Origin of the sequence: Methylobacterium sp. UNCCL125 (assembly GCF_900116795.1) — a bacterium.
GTDB lineage: Bacteria > Pseudomonadota > Alphaproteobacteria > Rhizobiales > Beijerinckiaceae > Methylobacterium > Methylobacterium fujisawaense.
This window is the reverse complement of sequence record NZ_FPBW01000007.1, coordinates 101,689-122,233: the sequence shown is the minus strand read 5'-3', so window position 1 is coordinate 122,233 and position 20,545 is coordinate 101,689. Positions and strand designations below refer to the sequence as shown.

General features: G+C 67.4%; 24 protein-coding genes and 1 pseudogene. 21 read left to right on the top strand and 4 right to left on the bottom strand.

The window, feature by feature from the left end; genetic code table 11:
- Position 1: 1 nt before the first annotated feature.
- From BM396_RS08725 to BM396_RS08675, 12 genes are all read left to right on the top strand, one after another.
- Positions 2-772 carry an ABC transporter ATP-binding protein gene (locus tag BM396_RS08725; protein WP_043379239.1) on the top strand — a complete coding sequence of 257 codons (771 nt, stop codon included), beginning with the start codon at positions 2-4 and terminating at the stop codon, positions 770-772.
- A gap of 10 nt (positions 773-782) precedes the next feature.
- Positions 783-1,664, top strand: a complete 882-nt coding sequence (locus tag BM396_RS08720) for a branched-chain amino acid ABC transporter permease (protein ID WP_043379242.1) — start codon at positions 783-785, stop codon at positions 1,662-1,664.
- A gap of 4 nt (positions 1,665-1,668) precedes the next feature.
- Entirely contained in the window at positions 1,669-2,757 is a 1,089-nt protein-coding gene (locus BM396_RS08715) for a branched-chain amino acid ABC transporter permease (protein ID WP_043379245.1), read from the top strand.
- Positions 2,754-4,109 (top strand): ABC transporter substrate-binding protein, encoded by a 1,356-nt coding sequence (locus BM396_RS08710; protein ID WP_043379247.1) that lies wholly within the window; start codon positions 2,754-2,756, stop codon positions 4,107-4,109. The genes BM396_RS08715 and BM396_RS08710 overlap by 4 nt, the downstream gene beginning before the upstream one ends.
- A complete protein-coding gene (locus BM396_RS08705) occupies positions 4,106-4,876 on the top strand; it encodes an ABC transporter ATP-binding protein (protein ID WP_043379252.1) in 771 nt (256 codons plus the stop codon). The genes BM396_RS08710 and BM396_RS08705 overlap by 4 nt, the downstream gene beginning before the upstream one ends.
- A 43-nt stretch (positions 4,877-4,919) precedes the next feature.
- Positions 4,920-6,176, top strand: coding sequence for an acyl-CoA dehydrogenase family protein (locus tag BM396_RS08700; protein WP_043379256.1), 1,257 nt, complete (start codon positions 4,920-4,922; stop codon positions 6,174-6,176).
- The gene (locus tag BM396_RS32715; protein WP_158713267.1) at positions 6,176-6,343 is read left to right on the top strand and encodes a hypothetical protein; all 168 of its coding nucleotides are present in this window, start codon (positions 6,176-6,178) and stop codon (positions 6,341-6,343) included. The genes BM396_RS08700 and BM396_RS32715 overlap by 1 nt, the downstream gene beginning before the upstream one ends.
- A gap of 262 nt (positions 6,344-6,605) precedes the next feature.
- Positions 6,606-7,502: a LysR family transcriptional regulator gene (locus BM396_RS08695; RefSeq protein WP_043379259.1), complete on the top strand. Its 897-nt coding sequence runs from the start codon at positions 6,606-6,608 to the stop codon at positions 7,500-7,502.
- 163 nt (positions 7,503-7,665) lie between these two features.
- Complete coding sequence (locus BM396_RS08690) at positions 7,666-8,391, top strand: PIG-L deacetylase family protein (protein ID WP_043379261.1); 726 nt, start codon at positions 7,666-7,668, stop codon at positions 8,389-8,391.
- A complete protein-coding gene (locus tag BM396_RS08685; protein WP_043379263.1) occupies positions 8,388-9,077 on the top strand; it encodes a 4-carboxy-4-hydroxy-2-oxoadipate aldolase/oxaloacetate decarboxylase in 690 nt (229 codons plus the stop codon). The genes BM396_RS08690 and BM396_RS08685 overlap by 4 nt, the downstream gene beginning before the upstream one ends.
- A gap of 83 nt (positions 9,078-9,160) precedes the next feature.
- Positions 9,161-10,489 carry an MFS transporter gene (locus BM396_RS08680; protein WP_244538842.1) on the top strand — a complete coding sequence of 443 codons (1,329 nt, stop codon included), beginning with the start codon at positions 9,161-9,163 and terminating at the stop codon, positions 10,487-10,489.
- A gap of 41 nt (positions 10,490-10,530) precedes the next feature.
- Positions 10,531-11,988 carry an MmgE/PrpD family protein gene (locus tag BM396_RS08675; protein ID WP_043379265.1) on the top strand — a complete coding sequence of 486 codons (1,458 nt, stop codon included), beginning with the start codon at positions 10,531-10,533 and terminating at the stop codon, positions 11,986-11,988.
- A 30-nt stretch (positions 11,989-12,018) separates the two neighbouring features.
- Here BM396_RS08675 and BM396_RS08670 read toward each other — a convergent pair.
- Positions 12,019-12,517, bottom strand: a pseudogene (locus BM396_RS08670) (integrase core domain-containing protein).
- Between the two features lie 689 nt (positions 12,518-13,206).
- Here BM396_RS08670 and BM396_RS08665 point away from each other — a divergent pair.
- The 8 genes from BM396_RS08665 to BM396_RS08630 all read left to right on the top strand — a co-directional run bounded on the left by BM396_RS08665 (position 13,207) and on the right by BM396_RS08630 (position 18,724).
- Positions 13,207-13,986 carry a helix-turn-helix domain-containing protein gene (locus tag BM396_RS08665; protein ID WP_043379268.1) on the top strand — a complete coding sequence of 260 codons (780 nt, stop codon included), beginning with the start codon at positions 13,207-13,209 and terminating at the stop codon, positions 13,984-13,986.
- Entirely contained in the window at positions 13,983-15,128 is a 1,146-nt protein-coding gene (locus BM396_RS08660) for a hypothetical protein (protein WP_139239471.1), read from the top strand. The genes BM396_RS08665 and BM396_RS08660 overlap by 4 nt, the downstream gene beginning before the upstream one ends.
- A complete protein-coding gene (locus BM396_RS33645; protein ID WP_348273016.1) occupies positions 15,125-15,496 on the top strand; it encodes an HGGxSTG domain-containing protein in 372 nt (123 codons plus the stop codon). The genes BM396_RS08660 and BM396_RS33645 overlap by 4 nt, the downstream gene beginning before the upstream one ends.
- Before the next feature lie 4 nt (positions 15,497-15,500).
- A complete protein-coding gene (locus BM396_RS08650; protein WP_043379272.1) occupies positions 15,501-15,737 on the top strand; it encodes a hypothetical protein in 237 nt (78 codons plus the stop codon).
- A 167-nt stretch (positions 15,738-15,904) separates the two neighbouring features.
- Positions 15,905-16,585 carry an HK97 family phage prohead protease gene (locus BM396_RS08645; protein ID WP_043379274.1) on the top strand — a complete coding sequence of 227 codons (681 nt, stop codon included), beginning with the start codon at positions 15,905-15,907 and terminating at the stop codon, positions 16,583-16,585.
- Entirely contained in the window at positions 16,582-17,778 is a 1,197-nt protein-coding gene (locus BM396_RS08640) for a phage major capsid protein (protein WP_043379276.1), read from the top strand. Before BM396_RS08645 ends, BM396_RS08640 begins: the two co-directional genes overlap by 4 nt.
- A 93-nt stretch (positions 17,779-17,871) precedes the next feature.
- Positions 17,872-18,057 carry a hypothetical protein gene (locus BM396_RS08635; protein WP_139239470.1) on the top strand — a complete coding sequence of 62 codons (186 nt, stop codon included), beginning with the start codon at positions 17,872-17,874 and terminating at the stop codon, positions 18,055-18,057.
- Positions 18,026-18,724 (top strand): hypothetical protein, encoded by a 699-nt coding sequence (locus tag BM396_RS08630; protein ID WP_043379280.1) that lies wholly within the window; start codon positions 18,026-18,028, stop codon positions 18,722-18,724. Before BM396_RS08635 ends, BM396_RS08630 begins: the two co-directional genes overlap by 32 nt.
- A 45-nt stretch (positions 18,725-18,769) precedes the next feature.
- On the opposite strand, the gene BM396_RS32130 is transcribed toward BM396_RS08630, so the two are convergent.
- Entirely contained in the window at positions 18,770-19,168 is a 399-nt protein-coding gene (locus BM396_RS32130; RefSeq protein ID WP_139239468.1) for a hypothetical protein, read from the bottom strand.
- 218 nt (positions 19,169-19,386) lie between these two features.
- Between BM396_RS32130 and BM396_RS08625 the strand changes: the two genes are divergently transcribed.
- Positions 19,387-19,740: a hypothetical protein gene (locus BM396_RS08625; protein ID WP_043379283.1), complete on the top strand. Its 354-nt coding sequence runs from the start codon at positions 19,387-19,389 to the stop codon at positions 19,738-19,740.
- Between the two features lie 239 nt (positions 19,741-19,979).
- On the opposite strand, the gene BM396_RS08620 is transcribed toward BM396_RS08625, so the two are convergent.
- Both BM396_RS08620 and BM396_RS32125 read right to left on the bottom strand, forming a co-directional pair.
- Positions 19,980-20,207: a hypothetical protein gene (locus tag BM396_RS08620; protein ID WP_043379285.1), complete on the bottom strand. Its 228-nt coding sequence runs from the start codon at positions 20,205-20,207 to the stop codon at positions 19,980-19,982.
- Positions 20,204-20,497 carry a hypothetical protein gene (locus BM396_RS32125; protein ID WP_139239467.1) on the bottom strand — a complete coding sequence of 98 codons (294 nt, stop codon included), beginning with the start codon at positions 20,495-20,497 and terminating at the stop codon, positions 20,204-20,206. Before BM396_RS32125 ends, BM396_RS08620 begins: the two co-directional genes overlap by 4 nt.
- Positions 20,498-20,545 lie beyond the last annotated feature (48 nt).

Sequence of the window (20,545 nt, the reverse complement as noted above, 5' to 3'; positions counted from 1 at the left end):
GATGCCCGAACCTCTTCTCGACGTCTTGGACGTCTCACTCTCCTTCAGAGGCCTGAAGGCGCTCGACGCGTTGAGCTTCTCGGTGACGCGCGGCGAGATCTGCGCCCTGATCGGTCCGAACGGCGCGGGAAAGAGTTCGGTCCTCAACATCCTCAACGGCGTCTATCGCGCCGATGGCGGGGCGATCGTGTTCGACGGCGGCCGCCTGGGACAGATCCGTCCGTTCACGGCCGCGCGGCGGGGCATCGGGCGGACCTTCCAGCACGCGGCCCTGTTCGGCGGCCTGAGCGTGCGTGACAACGTTCTCGCCGGCCTGTCGCGCAAGAGCCGGACGACGCTCCTCGACGATGCCCTGGGCCTGCCGCGCGCGCGCGCGGAGACGCGCGGATTTCTCGCTGCAGCCGACGAGATCCTCGGCTTCCTCGATCTCGCCGCCCACCGCGACCGCCTCGTCTCGACCCTTCCTTACGGCCTTCAGAAGCGCGTCGATCTCGGGCGGGCGCTGATCGCGAAACCGAAGCTCCTGCTTCTCGACGAGCCCATGGCCGGGATGAACGGCGAGGAGAAGCGGGCCATGGCGCGTTTCATCAGGTCCGCGCGCGACACCCTCGGGACGACGATCGTCCTGATCGAGCACGATATCGGCGTGGTCCTCGGTCTCTCCGACCACGTCGTCGTCCTCGATTACGGGCGCAAGGTCGGGGACGGCCCACCGTCCCAGGTCCGCAGCGATCCGGCCGTCATCGCCGCCTATCTCGGCAAGCCGCAGTGAGGACCGCGCGATGAGCTTCTTCCTGGAGACGCTCGTGGGCGGAGTGCTCGCGGGCGTGATGTATGCCCTCGTCGCGATCGGCTTCGTGCTGATCTACAAGGCGTCCGGCGTGTTCAACTTCGCGCAGGGCTCGATGGTGCTCTGCGCTGCGCTGACCTTCGTGACCCTGACGGAGAAGGGACTTCCGTTCTGGCTCGCCGGTCTCGTCGCCTTGGCGATCATGGTGACGCTCGCCGTGGCGGTCGAGCGGGTGGTGCTGCGCCCGCTGGTCAACCGCTCGCAGGTCACCCTGTTCATGGCGACGCTCGGCCTGTCCTACATCATCGAGGGCGGCTCGCAGTTTCTCATGGACGCGCGCGTCCACGAACTCGACCTCGGGATCGCCGACCTTCCGGTCGCGCTCGGACCGATCCAAGTCAGTTCGTTCGATCTGGTGGCCGCCGCCAGTGCCGGCGCGCTGGTCCTGGGTCTCGCCCTGTTTTTCGAACGCACCCGGATCGGCAAATCCCTGCGCGCCGTCGCGGACGACCCACAGGCCGCGCTGTCCGTGGGAATCCGGCTTCCGGCACTCTGGGCGGCCGTCTGGGCCGTGGCCGGGTTCGTCGCGCTGGTGGCGGGACTGCTCTGGGGCGCACGGCAGGGCGTCCAGTTCTCACTGACCTTCGTGGTGCTGAAGGCGCTGCCGGTGCTCATCATCGGCGGATTCACCTCGATCACCGGCGCCATCGCCGGCGGCCTCATCGTCGGGGCGGGCGACGCCCTGGCCGAGATCTATCTCGGGCCGCTCCTCGGCGGATCCGTCTCCACGTGGTTCGCCTACGGGCTTGCGGTCGCCTTCCTGCTGGTACGGCCGGCCGGATTGTTCGGCGAGCGGCCGATCGAAAGGGTCTGACGCGATGCCTCCCGCCGCCGCGGCCCTCGACGGCCGCGCCCTCGCCGCGACGTCCACGCCGGCCGGTTCACCGATCCGGGCAGCGGGCATTCTCGCCGCCCTTGCCATCGCCGCCGTGGCGGTGCCGGTCGTCGCGGACGACTACTGGTACAACGCGATCCTGATTCCGTTCCTGATCATGGCGCTGGCGGGCCTCGGCCTGAACCTGACCATGGGCTTCGCGGGCCAAGCGTCCCTCGGCACGGGCGCCTTCATGGCGGTCGGCGCGTACGCAACCTACAACCTCCTGCTCAGGGTGCCGGTGCTCCCGCTGCCCTTCAGCCTGCTCGGTGGAGGGCTGATCGCCGGCCTCGTCGGCCTCGTCGTCGGCCTGCCGAGCCTGCGGATCAGGGGGTTCTACCTCGTGGCGCCGACTTTGGCGGCGCAGTTCCTGATCGCGTGGACCTTCAATCAGGTCGGCTGGTTCTCGAACTACGCCACGTCGAGCGCGATCTCGGCCCCCCATCTGGCCTTGCTCGGCCGCGATCTGTCGAGCCCGGCCGGGCGTTACGCCTTGACGCTCGCGAGCGTCGTCGTCGTCACGGCCGTGGCGTGGCGGCTCGTGCGGAGTCGGACCGGCCGCGACTGGCGCGCCGTACGCGACGGCGAAACGGCTGCCGCGATCATCGGCGTCCCGGTGTCCCGAGCGAAGCTGTCGGCCTTCTTCGTCGGGGCTGCCGTGAGCGGCGTGGCCGGCGCACTCTGGGCCTTCGCCTATCTCGGTACGGTCGATGCCCGAAGCTTCGATCTCGATCGCTCGTTCCAGGCGATGTTCATCATCATCGTCGGCGGTCTGGGCAGCCTGTCGGGAAGCTTCCTCGGCGCAGCGTTCATCGTGCTCACGCCGATCCTGCTCTCGCACCTGTCCGGCACGATCCTGGGAACGGGCCTCGACGGCGGGCAGATCGCCAATCTCCAGCGCGTCGTCTTCGGCGCCCTCATCATCGGCTTCCTGATCAAGGAGCCGAACGGCCTCGCCGCGCTCCTCGGGAGCCTCGTAGACCGCCTGCGCCGTCTGGCCCACCGACCTGACCCTCTCGGAGAAGACAGATGACCCGCCTCGCACGGACCATGCGCATCGTTGCGCTGGCCGCCCTTCTCGGAACCGGCACGGTCACCTCGGCCCCGGCCGGAGACGCGGCCCGGCAATACTTCCCGCTCCCAACATTCCGCGTGGGCGCCTACGCCTCGTCCGGCATTCCCGTCTGGGCCGGGACCATCGATTACCTTCGCTACATCAACGAGGTCGAAGGCGGCATCAACGGCGTCAAGCTGTTCTGGGACGAGTGCGAGACCGAATGGGCGGTCGAGAAGGGCGTGGAGTGCTACGAGCGGGTGAAAGGCGGCCGTGACGGCTCGCCCGTGCCCCTCTTCCTGCCCCACGGCGATCCGGTCTCGAAGGCGCTCACCGAGAAGTCGGTGGCCGACAAGATCCCCCTCGTGACCACCGGCTACGGCCGAACGGAGGCCATCGACGGCCGCGTGTTTCCCTACAGCTTCACGGTTCTGTTCAGCTTCTGGAGCGAGGCCTCCTCGGCAATCAACTATATCGCCGAGCAAGTGGGCGGGAAGGACAGGCTCAAGGGCCTGAAGATCGCCACCGTCTACCACGACAGCCCGTATGGGAAGGAGACGCAGATCCCCCTCGACCTTCTGGCCAAGACCTACGGCTTCGAGAATATCCAGATCGCGGTGCCGCATCCCGGCAACGACCAGTCCGCGCAATGGGCGCGGATCCGGCAGATCAAGCCGGATTGGGTGTTCCTGCGGGGATGGGGCGTGATGACGCCGGTGGCGATCAAGACCGCCGCCAAGACGGGTTTCCCCGTCGATCACATCATCGGCGGGATCTGGTCGGGCTCCGAGGAAGACGTGCGCCCGGCCGGCAGCGTCGGGAAGGGATATCGCGCCATCACACCGTTCCCGGCGGGGCAGGACTTCGAGATCCTCAAGAAGATCAAGGCCGCCATCGTCGACAAGAGCCTGAGCGACCTGAAGGACCCGAAGAGCTTCGGATCGGTCTACTACAATTCCGGCGTGATCGAAGCGATCATCGCCGTCGAGGCCATCCGGACGGCGCAGGGGCGCTTTGGCCGCAAGCCGATCGACGGCGCACAAGGGCAATGGGGCCTGGAGCACCTCGTCCTCGACGAGCCCCGCCTGAAGGCGCTGGGCGCGGAAGGGCTGGTGCAGCCCCTCCGTCTCTCGGTGAAGGACCATGAGGGAGGCGGCGCCGGCAAGGTGCTGCAGTGGGACGGCACGCAATGGGCGGTGGTCAGCCACGGCTGGGTGAAGTCCGACCGGGACCTGCTCCTTCCGCGCATCTACGAGCGCGCCGCGGCCTATGCCCGGGAGAAGGGCATCACGCCCCGCAGCGAGGAGACCGCCGAGGCGATCGCGCGATGACGGCGCCGGCTGCCTTTCTCGAGGTGGACGGCATCGAGGCCGTCTATGGGAACGCCATCCTGGCGCTGAGGGACGTCTCCCTTTCCCTCGGTGCAGGAGAGATCGTGGCGTTGCTCGGCGCGAACGGCGCCGGGAAGACCACGACGCTCAGGGCGATCTCGAACCTGCTCGGTGCGCAGCGCGGCTCACTTCGCCGCGGCCACGTCCGCTGGCAGGGGGAAGCGACCGCGCGGCTCGATCCGGCCAGCCTCGTCCGAAGGGGCTTGGTGCAGGTGCTCGAAGGCCGGCACGTCTTCGGCCAGCTCACGGTCGAGACGAACCTGGAGATCGGCGGCTATCTCCGCCGACCGAGCCGAGCGCAACTCGCCCGCGATCTGGAGCGGATCTACGCGTGGTTCCCACGCCTCAGGGAGCGCCGGCATACGCGGGCGGGACTGACCTCGGGAGGCGAGCAGCAGATGGTGGCCATCGGCCGCGCCCTGATGACGCGTCCGAAGCTGCTCCTGCTGGACGAGCCTTCCATGGGCCTCGCCCCCCGCGTCGTCGCCGAGATCTTCGAGAGCCTCGCTCGCCTGAACCGCGAAGAGGGGCTGAGCCTCCTCATCGCCGAGCAGAGCGCTCACCTCGTCCTGGAGCACGCCCACCGCGCGGTCGTGCTCGAGAACGGGCGCGTCGTCGCGACCGGGAATGGCCGCGACCTCTCGGCCAGCGGCCGGCTCGACGCTCTCTACCTCGGTGAGCCGGGCGCCACGCCGACACGCCACTGACCCGCGCCCGGCTCCCATCGCATCCGGAGGACACGAGACCGCCATGACTGCTTCGGAACGACAGGGATCTGCCCATTGGGGGGTCGCGCCGAGCCCGCGCTACGAGGCCCTCGCGGGGCGATTTCGGCCGCTCTTTGCCCAAATCCGCGAGGGCGCCATCGAACGGGAACGGAACCGAGACCTTCCCTATCCGGCCTTCGCCGCGTTGCGGGACGCGAAATTCGGTGCCCTTCGGGTCCCCGAGGCCGAGGGGGGGTTCGGGGCGAGCCTGCCGGACCTGTTCGCGCTCCTCGCCGAGTTGGCCGAGGCCGATTCCAACCTGCCTCAGGCGTTGCGAAATCATTTCGGCTTCGCGGAGGACACCGTCGGCAGCCCGAAAGACGAGCGCCGCGCGCGGTGGATCCAGCGTCTGACGGCGGGCGACCTGTTCGGGGGAGCGTGGTCCGAGACCGGCCCGACCAAAGTCGGCGTGTTCGAAACCCGCATCCATCGCAGCGGTGCGGGGTGGGGCGTGACGGGTCGGAAATTCTACACGACCGGCTCTCTCTTCGCGGACTGGATCGACGTGGTCGGCACTGGTCCTGATGGCGAAGAGACCTCCGCCATCGTCGCGGCGAAAGGACCGGGCCTCGAGATCGTCGACGATTGGGACGGCTTCGGCCAGCGGCTCACGGCCAGCGGTTCGACCGTCTTCGACGATGCCGACGTTCTAGGGGATCCGCTTCCGACCGCCTCGCGGTTCTCCTACGGGCCGGCCTTCTTTCAGGCCGTCCATCTCGCCACCCTCACCGGCATCGCCCGGGCCGCGGCCACGGAGGTGACGAGCGCCGTCCGGGACCGCAACCGGACCTATTCCCATGCGGCGGGGGCCCGGCCGAGTTCCGATCCGCAGGTGCTCCAGGTGGTCGGGCGGGTCCACGGCCTCGCCTATGCCGCCGGCGCCATCACCCTGCGGGCTGCGGAGGCCGTCCAGCGCGCCTACGACGCCCGCATCGGTGCTGTGCGGGAGGAGGAAGCCCATGCGATCAACGTGAGGGCGGAGATCGAGTTGGCGCAGGCCCAGAGCGTTCTCACCGGACTCGTCCTGGACGCAGGAACGATCCTGTTCGACGCCCTGGGCGCGTCGGCCACCCGGTCCGGTCTCGCGCTGGACCGACACTGGCGCAACGCCCGGACGATCGCGTCCCACAATCCGCGGATCTACAAGGACCGCATCGTCGGGGATTTCGCCGTGAACGGCACCGAGCCCCCGTTCCAGTGGAAGATCGGTCAATCGCCCGCTCCGTCCGGCGGCACGTAATGGGCGAGAACGATGCCCGCGGGCACGGCCAGGTCGGACAGGCGGCGCAGGCCGCGATCGCCCGGCCGCCCCTGCAGTCCTGCAGCGATGTCAGCCCCGACGAGGCGGCGCACGGCCGACCGGAGCGGAAGCGCTCCAGCGCCAATGCCTGCGTCGCAAAGCTCTGATGCGAAGCAAAGGTCTGACGCGGAAATCAGACCGGCTTGAACGCCGGCACAGCTGTCATCCGCAGGGCCTTACCCACCGATCGCCGGTGCAGCGAATGGGCCAGTGTCTCCGCCGATGCGCAAACGCGGCATCGTGCCCGTGCGATGGGCTTGGCCGCATGATCCGGTCCCGAGCGTGCGGACAGGGGCAGCTTCTCGCCGAGCCGCAAGCATGTCACTCCGCACGATGGACAGCGCGGTCGCGCGTGGGACGTAGGGCACGATGGAGCGCGTGGACTTCCTGGGGCTCCAGGCCTTTCTCAGCATCGCCAACTGGGGAAGCTTCAACCGAGCGGCGGCCAGCCTCAACCTGTCCCAGGCCGCCTTGAGCCATCGCCTCAAGAAGCTGGAGGACGAACTCGGGGTGAAGCTCGTCGCCCGCACGACGCGCCAGGTCACCTTGACCCCCGCCGGTGTCGACCTGCTGCCGAGCGCTCAGCGCATCGTCGAGGAGCTGTCCCAGATCTTCGGAAAGCTGCGCGCGCAGGGGCGCGAGAGCCAGGACCTCGTCCGCATCGGGTGCCTGCCAACCATCGCGAGTTCTCACCTGCCCCTCATCCTGCAGCGCTTCGGCCAGCGCGACCCAGGGGTGCTCGTACGCATTCTGGACCATTCGGCGACTGCCATCGTGGAGCGCGTGCGGGCGGGCGAGGCGGAGTTCGGCGTTACCATCATGTCCGCCCAGCACTACGACCTCGACATCGCTCCGATCCATCAGGAGCCCTTCGTGCTCGTCTGTCGTGCCGGTCATCGGTTCGCGGGGGAAAAAGCGGTTACATGGAGCGATCTGCGCGACGAGCGCTTGGTCAAGATCGGCGAGCAGACCGGCAACAACCTGCTCATCGCGGCCGGGCTCGGCGGGCGCTATGCCGAGATGGGCTGGACATACGAGGTTCACCGCGTCGCCACGGCGATCGGCCTCGTGCTCGGCGGCCTCGGCATCACCGTGGTCCCGCGCCTTGCCTTCCAGACGGCACCCGGCAGCGACCTCGTCGCCGTGCCGCTGCGAGGGCCCAGCATCTCGCGCACGATCGGCATCGTCACTCGCCGCGGCCACACGCTGTCGTCGCCGGCCGAACGTCTGGCGCGGATCTTCCGCGAGTATTTTCAGACGGTCTGAGCGGGGACGGCGGGCCGTGGGATCGCACCCATCTATCGATTTTATGCAATAAAAACTGCAATCATTTCATTTGTCTCATACATGGGCGTTGACTAGTCATCGATCCTGAAGACAGCGCGCAGGTCCTGCCTCGCCGCTGGAATGAGGGAGGACACCGACGGCCATGACTTCAGTTCCCAAGTCAGGTCTCGTGGTGACCGCCCACCCCGGCGATTTCGTCTGGCGAGCAGGCGGGGCCATCGCGCTCCACGCAGCGAAGGGCTACCGCCTCAAGATCGTTTGCCTCTCTTACGGTGAGCGCGGCGAGAGCCAGTGGGCCTGGAAGTCGGCCGGCGTGCGCCTCGACGATGTGAAGGCGCAGCGGCGGGCCGAGGCGGAGGAGGCCGCCGCGATCCTCGGCGCCGAAATCGAGTTCTTCGACGTCGGCGATTATCCCCTGCGCGTGGGCGAGGCCGAGCTCGACCGCTTGGTTGATGTCTACCGCGAGTTGAATCCGGCCTTCGTGCTGACGCACGCGCTGAAGGATCCCTACAACTTCGACCATCCGGTCGCCGCCCATCTCGCCCAGGAAGCGCGGGTCATCGCACAGGCCGCCGGCCATAAGCCGGACCACGAGCGCCGCTACAGCGCGCCGCCGGTCTTCCTGTTTGAGCCGCACCAGCCCGAGCAGTGCAACTTCAAGCCCCAGGTGATCCTCAACATCGATTCCGTCTGGGCGACGAAGCAGCGGGCCTTCCGGGTGCTCGCCGCCCAGCGCCACCTCTGGGACTATTACGAGCGCGTCGCCCTCAACCGCGGCGTCCAGGGCGGCCGGAACTCCGGCACGGCGATGACGTACGGCGAGGCCTACCAGCGGCTCTTCCCGATGGCGGCGGAGGTGCTGTCATGAGGAACGTCGTCGTCCGCAACATTCCGCGCCTCGCGCCCGAGGTGGCGCAGCGGCTCGCCGGGCATGGCGTCTCCACCGTGCACGAGGCCCAGGGACGCACGGGCCTGCTGAAGCCCTACATGCGTCCGATCTGGGAAGGTGCTGCCATCGCCGGCAGGGCCGTCACGGTGCTCGCCCAGCCCGGCGACAACTGGATGCTGCACGTCGCCATCGAGCAGTGCCGGCCGGGGGATGTCCTCGTCGTCGCCTGCACCACCGACAACACCGACGGCATGTTCGGCGATCTCCTCGCCACCTCGCTGAAGGCCCGCGGCGGGATCGGCCTCGTCATCGACGCCGGCTGCCGCGACGTGCGGACCCTCAAGCAGATGGGCTTCCCGGTCTGGTCGCGCGCGATCTCGGCCAGGGGCACCGTGAAGGCGACCCTCGGCAGCGTGAACGTCCCGGTGGTCTGCGCCGGCGCCCTGGTCCGGCCGGGCGATGCGATCGTGGCGGACGACGACGGCGTCGTGGTCGTGCCTTGCGCCGACGCGGCCGCGGTGGCGGAGAAGGCCGACGCCCGGACCGCCAACGAGGAGGCGAAGCGCGCCCGCCTCGCCGCGGGCGAACTCGGCCTCGACCTCTACCGGATGCGCGAGACCCTCGCGGCCGCCGGCCTGGAATACGTCGACGATCCGCAGGACTGACGCCCCCCGTACCCGGGCGCCCGGCAGACCGCCCGAAAGAGGCGGCGCAGGGCACGATCCGTCGTGCCAGGAGGAAACGCACCATGATGAAGCTCGGCTGGTACCACGACCTCGACGATACGGAGCGGCGAACCTACTGGGCCTGCTTCGCGGGCTTCGGCCTCGATGCCATGGACACGACGATCTACGCGCTCGTCATTCCGGCCCTCATCGCAACGCTCGGCCTCACGCAGGCCGAGGCCGGCTACCTCGCCACTGCCTCCCTCGCGGGCGCCGCGGTCGGCGGCTGGGCCGCCGGCATCCTGGCCGACCGAATCGGCCGGGTCCGGATTCTCCAGCTCACCATCCTGATGGTAGCCGGCTTCACCTGCCTCGCCGCGTTCATGAGCGATTTCTGGTCGCTCGCCGCCGTCCGGTTCCTGCAGGGCGTCGGCTATGGCGGCGAGGCGGCCGTTGGCGGGGTGCTGATCAGTGAGGTCATCAGGCCGGGCCTTCGGGGCCGGGTCGCGGCCTCTGTCCAGAGCAGCTACGCGGTCGGCTACGCGATCTCGGTCAGCCTTCTGCCGGTCATCGCCGCGCTCTTCTCGGAGGAGATGGGCTGGAGGGTGTTCTTCGCCCTCGGCATCGTGCCGGCCGGCCTCGTCTTCTTCATCCGCCGGCTCGTGCCGGAATCCGGCATCTACATGCAGGCAAAGGCCGCGCAATCCGACGGCGCGGTGTCGCCGCCGGTCTGGACGATCTTCACGGGCCGGCATCTGCGCCGCACCCTCGCGGCAGCGGTGATGTCCACCGGCATCTTCGGGGGCGCCTACGTGATGATCACGTGGCTGCCGACCTATCTGCGGACGGCCCTCGGCCTCTCGATCAAGTCGAGCACCGGCTATCTCGCGATGAATATCCTGGGCTCCCTCGTCGGCCCGCTGCTCTACGGCTGGCTGTCGGACCGGATCGGCCGCCGTCCCGCCTTCATGACGTTCCTCGTCCTGCAATCGGGCAACGTCGCGATCCTCCTGCTCGCGCCGATCGGCCTTGGCACCACGATCGTGCTGAGCTTCTTCCTGGGCGCGTTCCAGGGCGCCCTGGCCGCCGGCATGCTGCCGACCTTCGCGGAGCTGTTCCCCACGTCGATCCGGGCGAGCGGCCAGGGCTTTTGCCTCGGTGGCGGACGCGGGTTCGGCTCGGTGGTGCCCGCCACGGTCGGCATCCTGGCGGCCAGCCTGCCGCTGGGCACCGCGATGGGCGCCTGCGCCCTGTGCGCCTACGGCGTCGCCTTCTGCGCGACCCTTCTTCTCCCGGAGACCGCCGGCGCGGATCTGCACGGTGACCCGGGCGCCCGGGACCCGCGCCCCGTTGCGCCCGGCCGGGCAGACGGTCACGCCGTGACGCCCCATCTCGCTCGAACCGACGCATGAGGGCCACGCTGCCCACGGCAGGGCTCAGGGAGCAGCACGGCATGGCCCAGGACACCACGGCACGCGGAACGAGCCGGAGAAGGATTCTGCAGGCGGCGGGCGGCCTCCTCGCCACCGCCGCCGTGCCGGCCCGGGCGGCCCCGGCCGGGGCCGAGATCACCGGGCGGCTCGCCCGCTACATGGTCGAGGCACGCGACAGGCCGCTTCCGCCGGATGTCGTGCTGGCCTGCAAGCACCGCATCCTCGACACGTTCGGCGCCATGATCTCCGGTGCTCGCATGCGGCCAGGCGAGATGGCGACGGCCTATGTCCGCAGCCTCGGCGGCATCGATCAGGCCACCGTCGTGGCCTCGGATCTGCGCACCACCGCGATCAACGCCGCCCTCGCCAACGCCATGTGCGCCCATGCCGACGAGACGGACGATTTCGAGCCTGTCACCAAAGCGCATCCCGGCTCGGCCACCGTGCCGGCGGCTCTCGCGATGGCTGAGAAGGAGGGCCGCTCGGGTCAGGACATGATCCGCGCCGTCGTTCTCGGCTACGATCTGTGCTGCCGCCTCCTCCTGGCGCTCGGGCCGGATCTCGTCCGGGGCTCCCACCGGAGCGCCGAGGGAACGAGTTCCACCTTCGGGGCCCTGGGCGCAGCGGCCGCGCTCGCCCGCCTCGACGAGCGGCGCACGCGCTTCGCGCTCTCCTATGCGGCCCAGCAGGTCTCCGGGCTCTGGAGCTGGGTCAAGGACGAGGACCATATCGAGAAGGCCTTCGACTTCGCCGGGATGGGCGCCCGCAACGGGGTCACCGCGGTCACGATGGTCCAGGCCGGCCTGACTGGCGTCGCCGACGTCCTCGACGGCACGCACAATCTGTTCATCGCGCTCTCGACCGACCCCAAGCCCGAAGCGATGCTGGATGGGCTCGGAAGCCGGTATTTCATCACGGAAACCGCGATCAAGACCTTCTCGGTCGGGTATCCGATCCAGTCGCCCCTCGATGCAATCCTGACCTTGCGCGAGCGCCACGGCCTGCGCGCCGCAGATGTGCAGCGGATCGTCGTGCACCTGCCGACCGACGCGGTTGGCATCGTCGGGCACAGCGCCATGCCGGATGTGAACTGCCAGCATCTCGTCGCCCTGGCGCTTGTGAGAGGAGCCGTCTCCTTCACGGACAGCCATGATGCGGGCCTGATGCAGAATCCTTCGATTCGGTCCGCACGCGAGAAGGTGGAGGTGGTGGGCGATCCCGGCCTGATGACGCGGGAGGCCCCGCGCAGCGCGCGGGTCGAGGTGACCCTCACCGACGGGAGGAGGCTGGAACATTTCACGAAGTTTCCGCCCGGGACCAAGGAGAACCCCCTGAATACGGAGCGGGTGAACGCGAAGGTGCGCGACCTCATCACGCCGGTGCTCGGTGTGCCGCGCGCCGACGCGCTGATCGCGCGTCTCAACGACCTTGAAAACCTCACCGACATTCGAGGGTTGCGGAGTTTGATCGCTTCCTGATGGGCGACCTTGCCCCCTGTTTGCCCTCGTTCATAACCGGAGCCCGTTCCGGTTCTGGTCGTGCTCGGACCGGGTTGCAGATGCGTTCGGGGTTGAGCCCGCCGAAGCTCGTGTGAGGGCGGCAGGTGTTGCAGTCTGCCCGCCACACCTCGGCCATGGTCCGAGCCGCCGGCAGGCTCCGGAACAGCTGCTCGCTCAACCACGCGTCGCGCAAGCGGCCGTTGAGGGCCTCGACGAAGCCGCTCTGCTGCATGCACTGGACGTCAGAAGGTTTTCTCCAGAGCCTCGCGCAGCGTGGCCACGTCGAGCCTCGCCTCGACCAGGAGCGTCTTGCGCTTACGGCTCTCCTCGTCGAGCGCCTTCAGCCGGCGCGCATCCGAGACCTCCGTGCCGCCCCAGCGCGAGCACCACGTGTAGAACGTCGCGTCGCCGATGCCGCGACGGCGGCAGATCTCAACAACCGGCAATCCGGCCTGCTGCTCCTTCAGGATCCGATGCTCTGCGCTTCGCTGAACCGGCTCTTCTTCATCGTCCGTCCCCTGATCGACGGACTCTCGCTTCAGAACGAGGGCAAGCCAGCGGCCAAAGGAGGAGTCGCATTGCGCGATCTCCCTGGCATCCACGCCCGCCCGCTACGGTCGGAGGTGTGGCGAGGCGAGCGTGGAAGGTCAGTGGGGGCTTAGGCCACCGACAAGCTCGGCAGTAGCAAGCGAGCTTTGCCGGATCATGTCCCGACCTCACGAACGCTGATCGCGCATCCAGTGCAGGCGTCAGCCGTTACCGCGTGGTTCCGCTGTTACCCACAGCGTTAACCCGGTGCGTTCGGAAATGTCTTGAAATCTAGCTAGGTGATGGCGCGCCCGAAAGGATTCGAACCTCTGACCCCCAGATTCGTAGGCTGACCCGGTCCACTGAAAACATTGGCGTTTTCTGCAAAACAGCACCGAAACAGACCACGAAGTATCAAGGGGTTAGCCAGGGCTCTACAAACCGCAAACTGTCGCTGAACCGCCCCGAAAATGAAAACGCCGTCGCGGGGGTGAAGGCCCGCAACGGCGTAAAGCTGAAGGGTTCAGAGCAAAGAACCGGGCAGAGAGATAGGGCGGATCGCCCCACGCTGGCAAGCGCGCTGGTCGCCATTCTCGACAGCCACGGGTGCGTGTGCGGCGTGTTCCCGGGTCGCTCGGCCGCCCGCAGCTATCTCCGCGGGGGCGCCACGTGAGCGTCAGCTTCGCCGAGAAGATGCGGCTGTTCCGGGCCATCATGGCGGACCCCTCGCTGCCGGCGCTCGCGAAGAACGTCGGCGCGGTGCTGCTCCTCCACTTCCACAACGCCAGCACCGGCCGCTGCAACCCGCCTTACGAGCAGCTCGGCGAGGCCTGTGGGGTGAAGAAGCGGGCCACCATCCTGGCTGTGCTCGACCTAGAGGCGGCCGCGTGGATTGCGGTCGAGCGGCGTGGCGGACGGCACAAGCCCAACCAGTTCGCCTTCCGGTTCGACCGACTGGAAAAGGTGCACACCGATGCACCCTTTGAGGGTGAGGAAACGGTGCACGCCTGTGCACCCATTATCGGAGAAAGGGTGCACGGATCGGTACGAAAGGGTGCACAGGCGTGCACCCGAACAGAGAAGAACAACCCACCGGCTTCGCCGGTGGGGGGAGAGGGCTGCTCCCCCGGGCCCGTTGGGCCCGGGTTCTCTGAGTTCTGGGACGCGTGCAGGCACAAGGTCGCCGAGGTGGATGCCCGCGCCGAGTTCGAGCGCGTGGTGGCCACGGGCGAAGCGACGGCGGCAGATCTGGTGGCAGCCATGCGACGCCACGCCGAGGCCACCGCCGGCCGCACCCATCACGTCGAGCCCAAGACCTGGCTGCGGAAGAAGCGCTGGCTTGACGTGCCTGCACCGCCCCGCGCGGCCGGCACCGAGAGCCGCGGTCAGTCCCGCCGTGAATCGTACCTCGACATGGCCCAGCGCATCATCGGGGGCTGGCAGCAATGACCGACATCACGAACCTGTCTCCCGGTCCGGGCCACATCCCCGCGCACAGCAGCGGATCGTTGCCGACATTGGCCGATCTGATCGAGGCGAACCGCAAGGTGACGAGCTACGCGGCCCGGCAGGACCGCGCCCGCAACCTGCCGGATCTGCCGAAGCCCCATGCCCTGGTGGCTGGACAGGCCCAGTATTGGCGAGAGCGGGCCTTGGGGCAGCGTAGGCAGCTTCTGAGCACCCCAGCTGCCGAAAAGGCGGCCGCGGCCGTCAGAGCCGCGTTTTCGGGGCCGCAGCATCCGCCCGTCACCCTGATGCTCGTCGCCCAGCTGCTCGACTGCTACCCCGCGGACAAACTGAACAACCCCGAGGCGTTCTTCCAGACCCTAGCATTCGACCTTGATGATGCCGGCTACTCGAACGCGACGATCGCCGCGGCGTGCATGGACCTGCGGCGCACCTCGAAGTTCCGGCCGTCCATCGCCGAGGTGTTGGAGCGTTGCGAGGCGAAGCGCGCGTACGCCATGGGTGTGCATGCGGGCCACGACCGCTACGCCGAGCGGCTGAGGGCGGTGCATCTGACCCTGCACCACACCGGTGGCGATCCGGATCCGCAGGAGTCTGCGGCCTACTCCCCGTGCCCGGATGAGCCGCTGATCGTGGCCGAGTACGCCAAGGGCTCGACTAACGAGTGGTGGTACGACCTCGACCTGAACACCGACCTGATGTTCCGGCAGACCGAGGCGGGCGAAGAGACCCCCGAGGAATGGAGGGCCCGGTTCCACCGGATGAAGGCCGAGGCCGCGGCGGATCCGGAGGCCCTGCGGTTGCGGATCGAGGGCGCCCATGGTGCCCAGGTCGGCCGGCATCTCGCCTGGACCTACCATCGCCGGTCGGGCCTGGGTCGCAAACAGGATGCGATCAAGGAGCTAGAGCGCTTATCTCTGGCGCGTCACCCCCACCGCGAGCCCGAGGATCTGTACTTCGCCTGGCTCGCCGAGGCCGACAAGGCCTTCCGCAGGCGCTTCGCTGAGTTCGAGCCCAACTACATCGTCGACGAGGCCCGCCGGTACGAGCGCGATGCGCGCGAGCGGGCCGAGCGCGAAGCGCGCCTGAAGCAGTACCGCACGCCGTCGAAGGTGCGCGCATGAGCTTCACCCACCCCGGGGGGTATCGAAACTCCGGCGCGATTGCGCTGAAGGGCGGTTCCCAAACTCGACGCGCGATGCCGTGGGTTTTCGCAAAATCGTGCCCATCAACCCCATGGAGACAAAGCATGTTTTGCGGCGCCAAGACGCGATCCGGCACGCCATGCCGGCGCTATCCGGTTGCCGGGAAGCGTCGGTGCCGGCTGCATGGCGGGGCCCCGGGAAGCGGCGCGCCGCCGGGCGAGCGCAACGGCAACTACCGGCATGGCTGGTTCAGCGCCGAGAAGATCGCGGAGCGCGTCCGCAAACTCAACACACCCTGGAAGCCCCTGCCGCCGCCGTATCGGCCGCGGCCCGTTGAGGAGGAGTAGCCCCATGGACAGATCCCGCGAAGTCGAGGCGGCGAACGTCGCCGTTCATGAAGCCATCGGCCGTCTGATCGAAGAGGGACACGACCCTCAGGATCTGGCGAACGTCCTGTTCGCCTATGCCATGAGTTCGATGGTGCAGACGCACGGTCGCAAGGATGTGGCTCGGCATCTCTACGCGATGGCCGTGAAATTCGCTGATGAGCACCAGAATCCTTTGAGGGCGCCGGTGTCTCGGCACTGAAGCCGCTTGATTTCCTCGCTGCTTCGCGCACATTGGATGTCGACCGCATCGCGGATGCCACCGGCTTGCTGGGGTATCCTCTCCGGTCGATCTTCAGGACACCGGCTGGCCCGGGTCGCGAAGCCTTCAGGCTCATTCGAGCCGTCGCTTTGTCGTGACCGGTGCCCATGTCAAAGTTCACGAAATACGATCCTGCGGCCGCTCGGCTCGCGCCTCCGCTCCAGATCAAGCTCGACGCTGGATCGCAGACGGTCGGCGCGGTGTCGGGCTACGCCAGCACCTTCGGCGGTCCGCCCGACGCCCATGGCGACATCATCGCGCCGGGGGCGTTCTCGCGCAGCCTTCGGGAGCACAAGGCCGCCGGTACGGCGCCCGTCATGCTCTGGTCGCACGACATGGCGGAGCCGGTCGGGCGGTGGACGGAGTTTCGCGAGGACGATCACGGCCTGTTCGTCCGCGGCCAGTTCAACCTGGAAACCACGCGGGGACGCGACGCGCACGCGCACGCCAAGGCGGGCGACGTGAGCGGGCTCAGCATCGGCTTCTTCGTCGCCGAAGGCGGCATGAGGGCCGGCGAGCGGGGAACGGTCATCCTGACCGACCTCGACCTGATGGAGATCAGCGTCGTCGCGCTGCCGGCCAACCGCCGGGCGCGGCTCAACAGCAAGGCGGAGGTGGTCGACCTCCTGCGGAAGTCCGGCCTCTCGAAGGAAGCGGCCTCGCGGCTGGCCTCCGGCGGATGGCCCGCCCTCGCTGGGCAGGACGATGACGAAGACGCGGCCCGGCAGATCAGGGCCGCTGCCGCCCGCATCCAGCAACTCACCAAGTCGATGGAGAAGCCCCGATGAACATGCATACCCCTCCAGGCCTCCTGGCGGCCCGCGCCGCCGGCAGGATCCTCCGCACGAAGGATTCCGTCGGCATCGACGGGCTGATGCGCGCGGTCGAGGACAACCATCGGGCGGTCGACGCCCGGCTGAAGAGCATCGAGACCCACGGCGAGAAGAGCGTAGAGACGATCGGCGGCCTCGACGCGCGGATGCTCGAGATCGAGCAGAAGATGGCCCGCCGCGGCGGCAGCGGCGAGCCCGCCGCCCCGCAGACCTGGGGCCAGCAGTTCGTCGATGCCCCGGAGCTGAAGGACTTCGCTGCCCAGACGACCCGCCCCGGCCGGCTGCGCATGCAGATGAAGACGACGCTGACGCTTGCGGACAACTCTGCCGGTGCATTGTCGCGGCCGACTCGTGATGAGGCGGTGCTGCTGCCGCGCCGCAATCTCACGGTCCGCGACCTTCTGCCGGTCCTGCGTGTCAACAGCGGCTCCGTCGAGTACCCGCGCCAGACGATCCGCCCTGGGGCGCCCGGCATGGTGGCCGAGACCACGGTGAAGCCCGAGGCCGAGATGGCGTTCGAGCTGCTGAGCACGCCGACGCGCGTCATCGCCCACTGGATCCCGGCCTCGCGACAGGTGCTGGAGGATACCCCGCAGCTCGCGGGCATGATCGACGGTGAGATGCGCTACGGCCTGGCCCTGAAGGAGGAGCAGCAGCTCCTGTACGGCGACGGCACCGGCCAGAACCTCTTGGGCATGGTCCCGCAGGCAACGCCCTACGCTGCGCCCGTCGCCTTCACGGGTGGCACGTCTCTCGACACGATCGCCCTGGCCATCCTGCAGACCTCGCTCGCCGACCTGCCGGCGGACGGCATCGTGCTGCATCCGAGCGACTGGATGCTGATGCGGCTGCTCAAAAACTCGGATGGCGACTACGTGCTGGGCCCGCCCGGTTCGAACGTCGTCCCGCAGCTCTTCGGCCTCCCGGTGGTCCCGACGACCGCGATGGCGGCCGGCGAGTTCCTGGTCGGCAACTTCCGCGCCGCCGGCACGATCTACGACCGGTGGGAGCCGCGGGTCGAAGTGGCCACCGAGCACGCGGACTTCTTCGTCCGCAACCTCGTCGCCATCCTGGCGGAGGAGCGCATCGGCTTGGCGGTGAAGCAGCCCAAGGCCCTGGTGCACGGTGAGTTCGCCACCACGCCCTGACGGGCTACCCCTTCGGCGCCCCCGGGCGCCGATGCCCCGGCCGGACCGCGGATGTACCGGCCGGCTGGGGCGACCATTCCAGAGGAGCACACCATGCCCGCAGCCATCGGAGCCGCCGTGCTCGGCGAGATCGGCCTCGCTACCTTGGCCGCCTCGGAAGGGGCATCCCTCGTCGTCGGCTACGCCATCCTGGGCACATCCAGCCTCGGGCTCACCTTCACTGCAATCCCCGATGAGGAGACCGCCCGTGACGGCGCTGAACGCGATCCTGCGGCCTGACGCGGCTTATTTGATCACCGACGGAGAGAGCCGGCAGAGCCTCGGAGGCCTACCCGGCTCCGAGCTCGCGCCGCGCCCGAAGGTGCTGCCGCTGCCGCACATGAACGCTGCTCTGGCCAGCCGCGGCTCCGCGGCGCTCCTGCCGATCCTCTACAGCCGCATCGCGCATCTGCGCTCGACGTTCGAGGAGGCCGCAGCCTTCCTCGGAACTGATCTGCAGGACACCGTGACGGGCATGCGCCAGAAGATGCCGGATCTGGCCATGCACGACGTGGTGCTGATCGGCTGGCCGGAGTCGCGGGACGGCCCGGAATGCTGGCTCGCCGTCGACCACTCGAAGTGGGGCCCGCCCGCATTCGAGGCCATCCGCGTGTCGGGTGTGGTGTCGCCGGACGATGGCAGCCTCGCCGAGCGCATGGGCGGCCGAGAGGTTCTCGAGGACTCCACGTTCGATCCGGAGACCGAGTCGGCCGCGCTGATCGAGGCCCAGGGCGCCATGCCGGCCGGCTGTGTGGGCGCCTTCGTTCAGCTCACTACCATCCGGCGGGATCGGATCGAGACCCGCATCGTGAAGTGGTTCGAGGATCAGTTCGAGCTGCAGCCGACGGGCGTGGAGGGGCGCCAGTCGCGGCGGGAGGAGCTATTCCAGACGAGGGGGGATCGATGAACGTTCAATACATCCGAGTGGGACCCGGAAGATGGCGTAGCAGTATCAGTGCGTCTTGCCAGGGTCGCCAAACTCCTCAGGAGCTTGTTGAAGGGCATTGGCCACATCTTCGCCAATGCGCTCTAGCACCTGGGCGAGAGGCGTTCCCTTCTCTGCGCCGAAATCTTGGTAGAGATGATCCGTCAAGAACACCCGCATCAGAACATGACGCCCTTCTTCGCCGATCTTCATCCCCTGCATCCGAAGAACGCCTTCCGGAGCCTGCGGATCTGGATGTTGAAACGCCTCTGATCGAGCGACATACAGAGCCGAAACAAGGGTAGATACCTCGAACACCGAAAGGTTCAGTTCATAATCTCGCCCATTATGGGCGGTCATCGTGACCACTACCCGGCCATCTCGGCCTTCAGTTGTTTTGATCTGCAAGCGTCCAGGCTTTGCCATCAGGTCTCTCGGACGGATGTGTGCGCATCCGGGTGGGGCGCATGGATACGCGGATTGCCCACCTTGGACCTACGTGGATTGAGGTCCGGTTACTGAAGTGCGCGACTCGATGATGCCGACGTAAGGAGCTGTTCCGTCACGAACGTCACCCGTGCATAGGTGAAGGCGACACGAGCAGCACAGGCATCGTGTCCCACGGCCACGCATGGGAAGGTACGATGTTCGACTTCGATGCCATGTTCGAGCGGATGCAGGAAGAGCGAGCGCAGAACATTGCTGCCGCTAAAGCCAAAGAGGAAAAACTACAGCAGTCCAAAGATGACTTTATCCGCAAACTAGGGATGTTTAGAAACAAATACGGGGCGGACTTTATGCCGACCGAGAAGGGCGGAAAATTCGAGCTCAACTCGCCCGACGGACCTTATTTGGAAGTGTCTTTCCTCGATGACGGGAAGTTCGACGTTATCGAGAGGACCAGCCCATCGGCACGGCCATCCGGTTTCCAGCATCTGGGCGTCGATGAAGCCGGGGTGATGCGGGCGATCATTACTTGGACGGGCGTATTGAAGTAGCGTCAGATTGTCTGCCCGGGCGGAACACACCGTCCCGGGCACCAAAAAGGTACGCTATTCGTTTGCGGCCCGAGGCCTTGTGAAATCCTGCGGATTTGCCCGCACAATGACCAAGGGAGGTGGGCCCATTGGCCGGCCTGGATTCTTGACGACGGGCCGACTCATCGACTTTCGCGCGATGTAAGTCGCAAGCAGGATCGCAGCGGGCAGGAGAAAATAGTAGAAAATCTCGAAGGCGGTCATTCCTCATACCTCCTGACGAGGCGGTCGCGAGCGTACAGATGCACGCCCCAACCGGCAGCCAACCACAGGAGCATGGAGAAGATATATAGCGCGCTGGCCTCATGGTTTACCAGGGCATCGCGCGCCTTGATGCCGGGCCCGATGAAGCCGGTGGCCACGATCGCTACGCCTACGTTGTTGAACCATGTGGCGGACAGCTTCTCAGCCTCTTGAGCCGCGCTCATGCCTTTGTCCTGCCAACGTGGATCGATTCGAAGGTCACATGGATCGTTTCTTTGATCCTAGATATGTATTCTTCATCAGGATTGTCTACGGAAGACAGTGCCTGATCTAAGATTTGATACAGATAATTTTTCCGACTTTCTAGAAATTTGGCGGCCTCAGCATCATTTTCTTTATTGCTGGCAAGCTCACCTAAGACGACAGCGAGCATAAGTCGGACCGCCTGCAGGTCGGCGAACGCCTTACTAAGGCCGTCGGCTGTGAGGCGCTCGAAATTCACGTTATCGGCCATCAGGTCGCTCCGACCTTGAGAGCACGTTCGAGTAGGCGCCGGATGGCC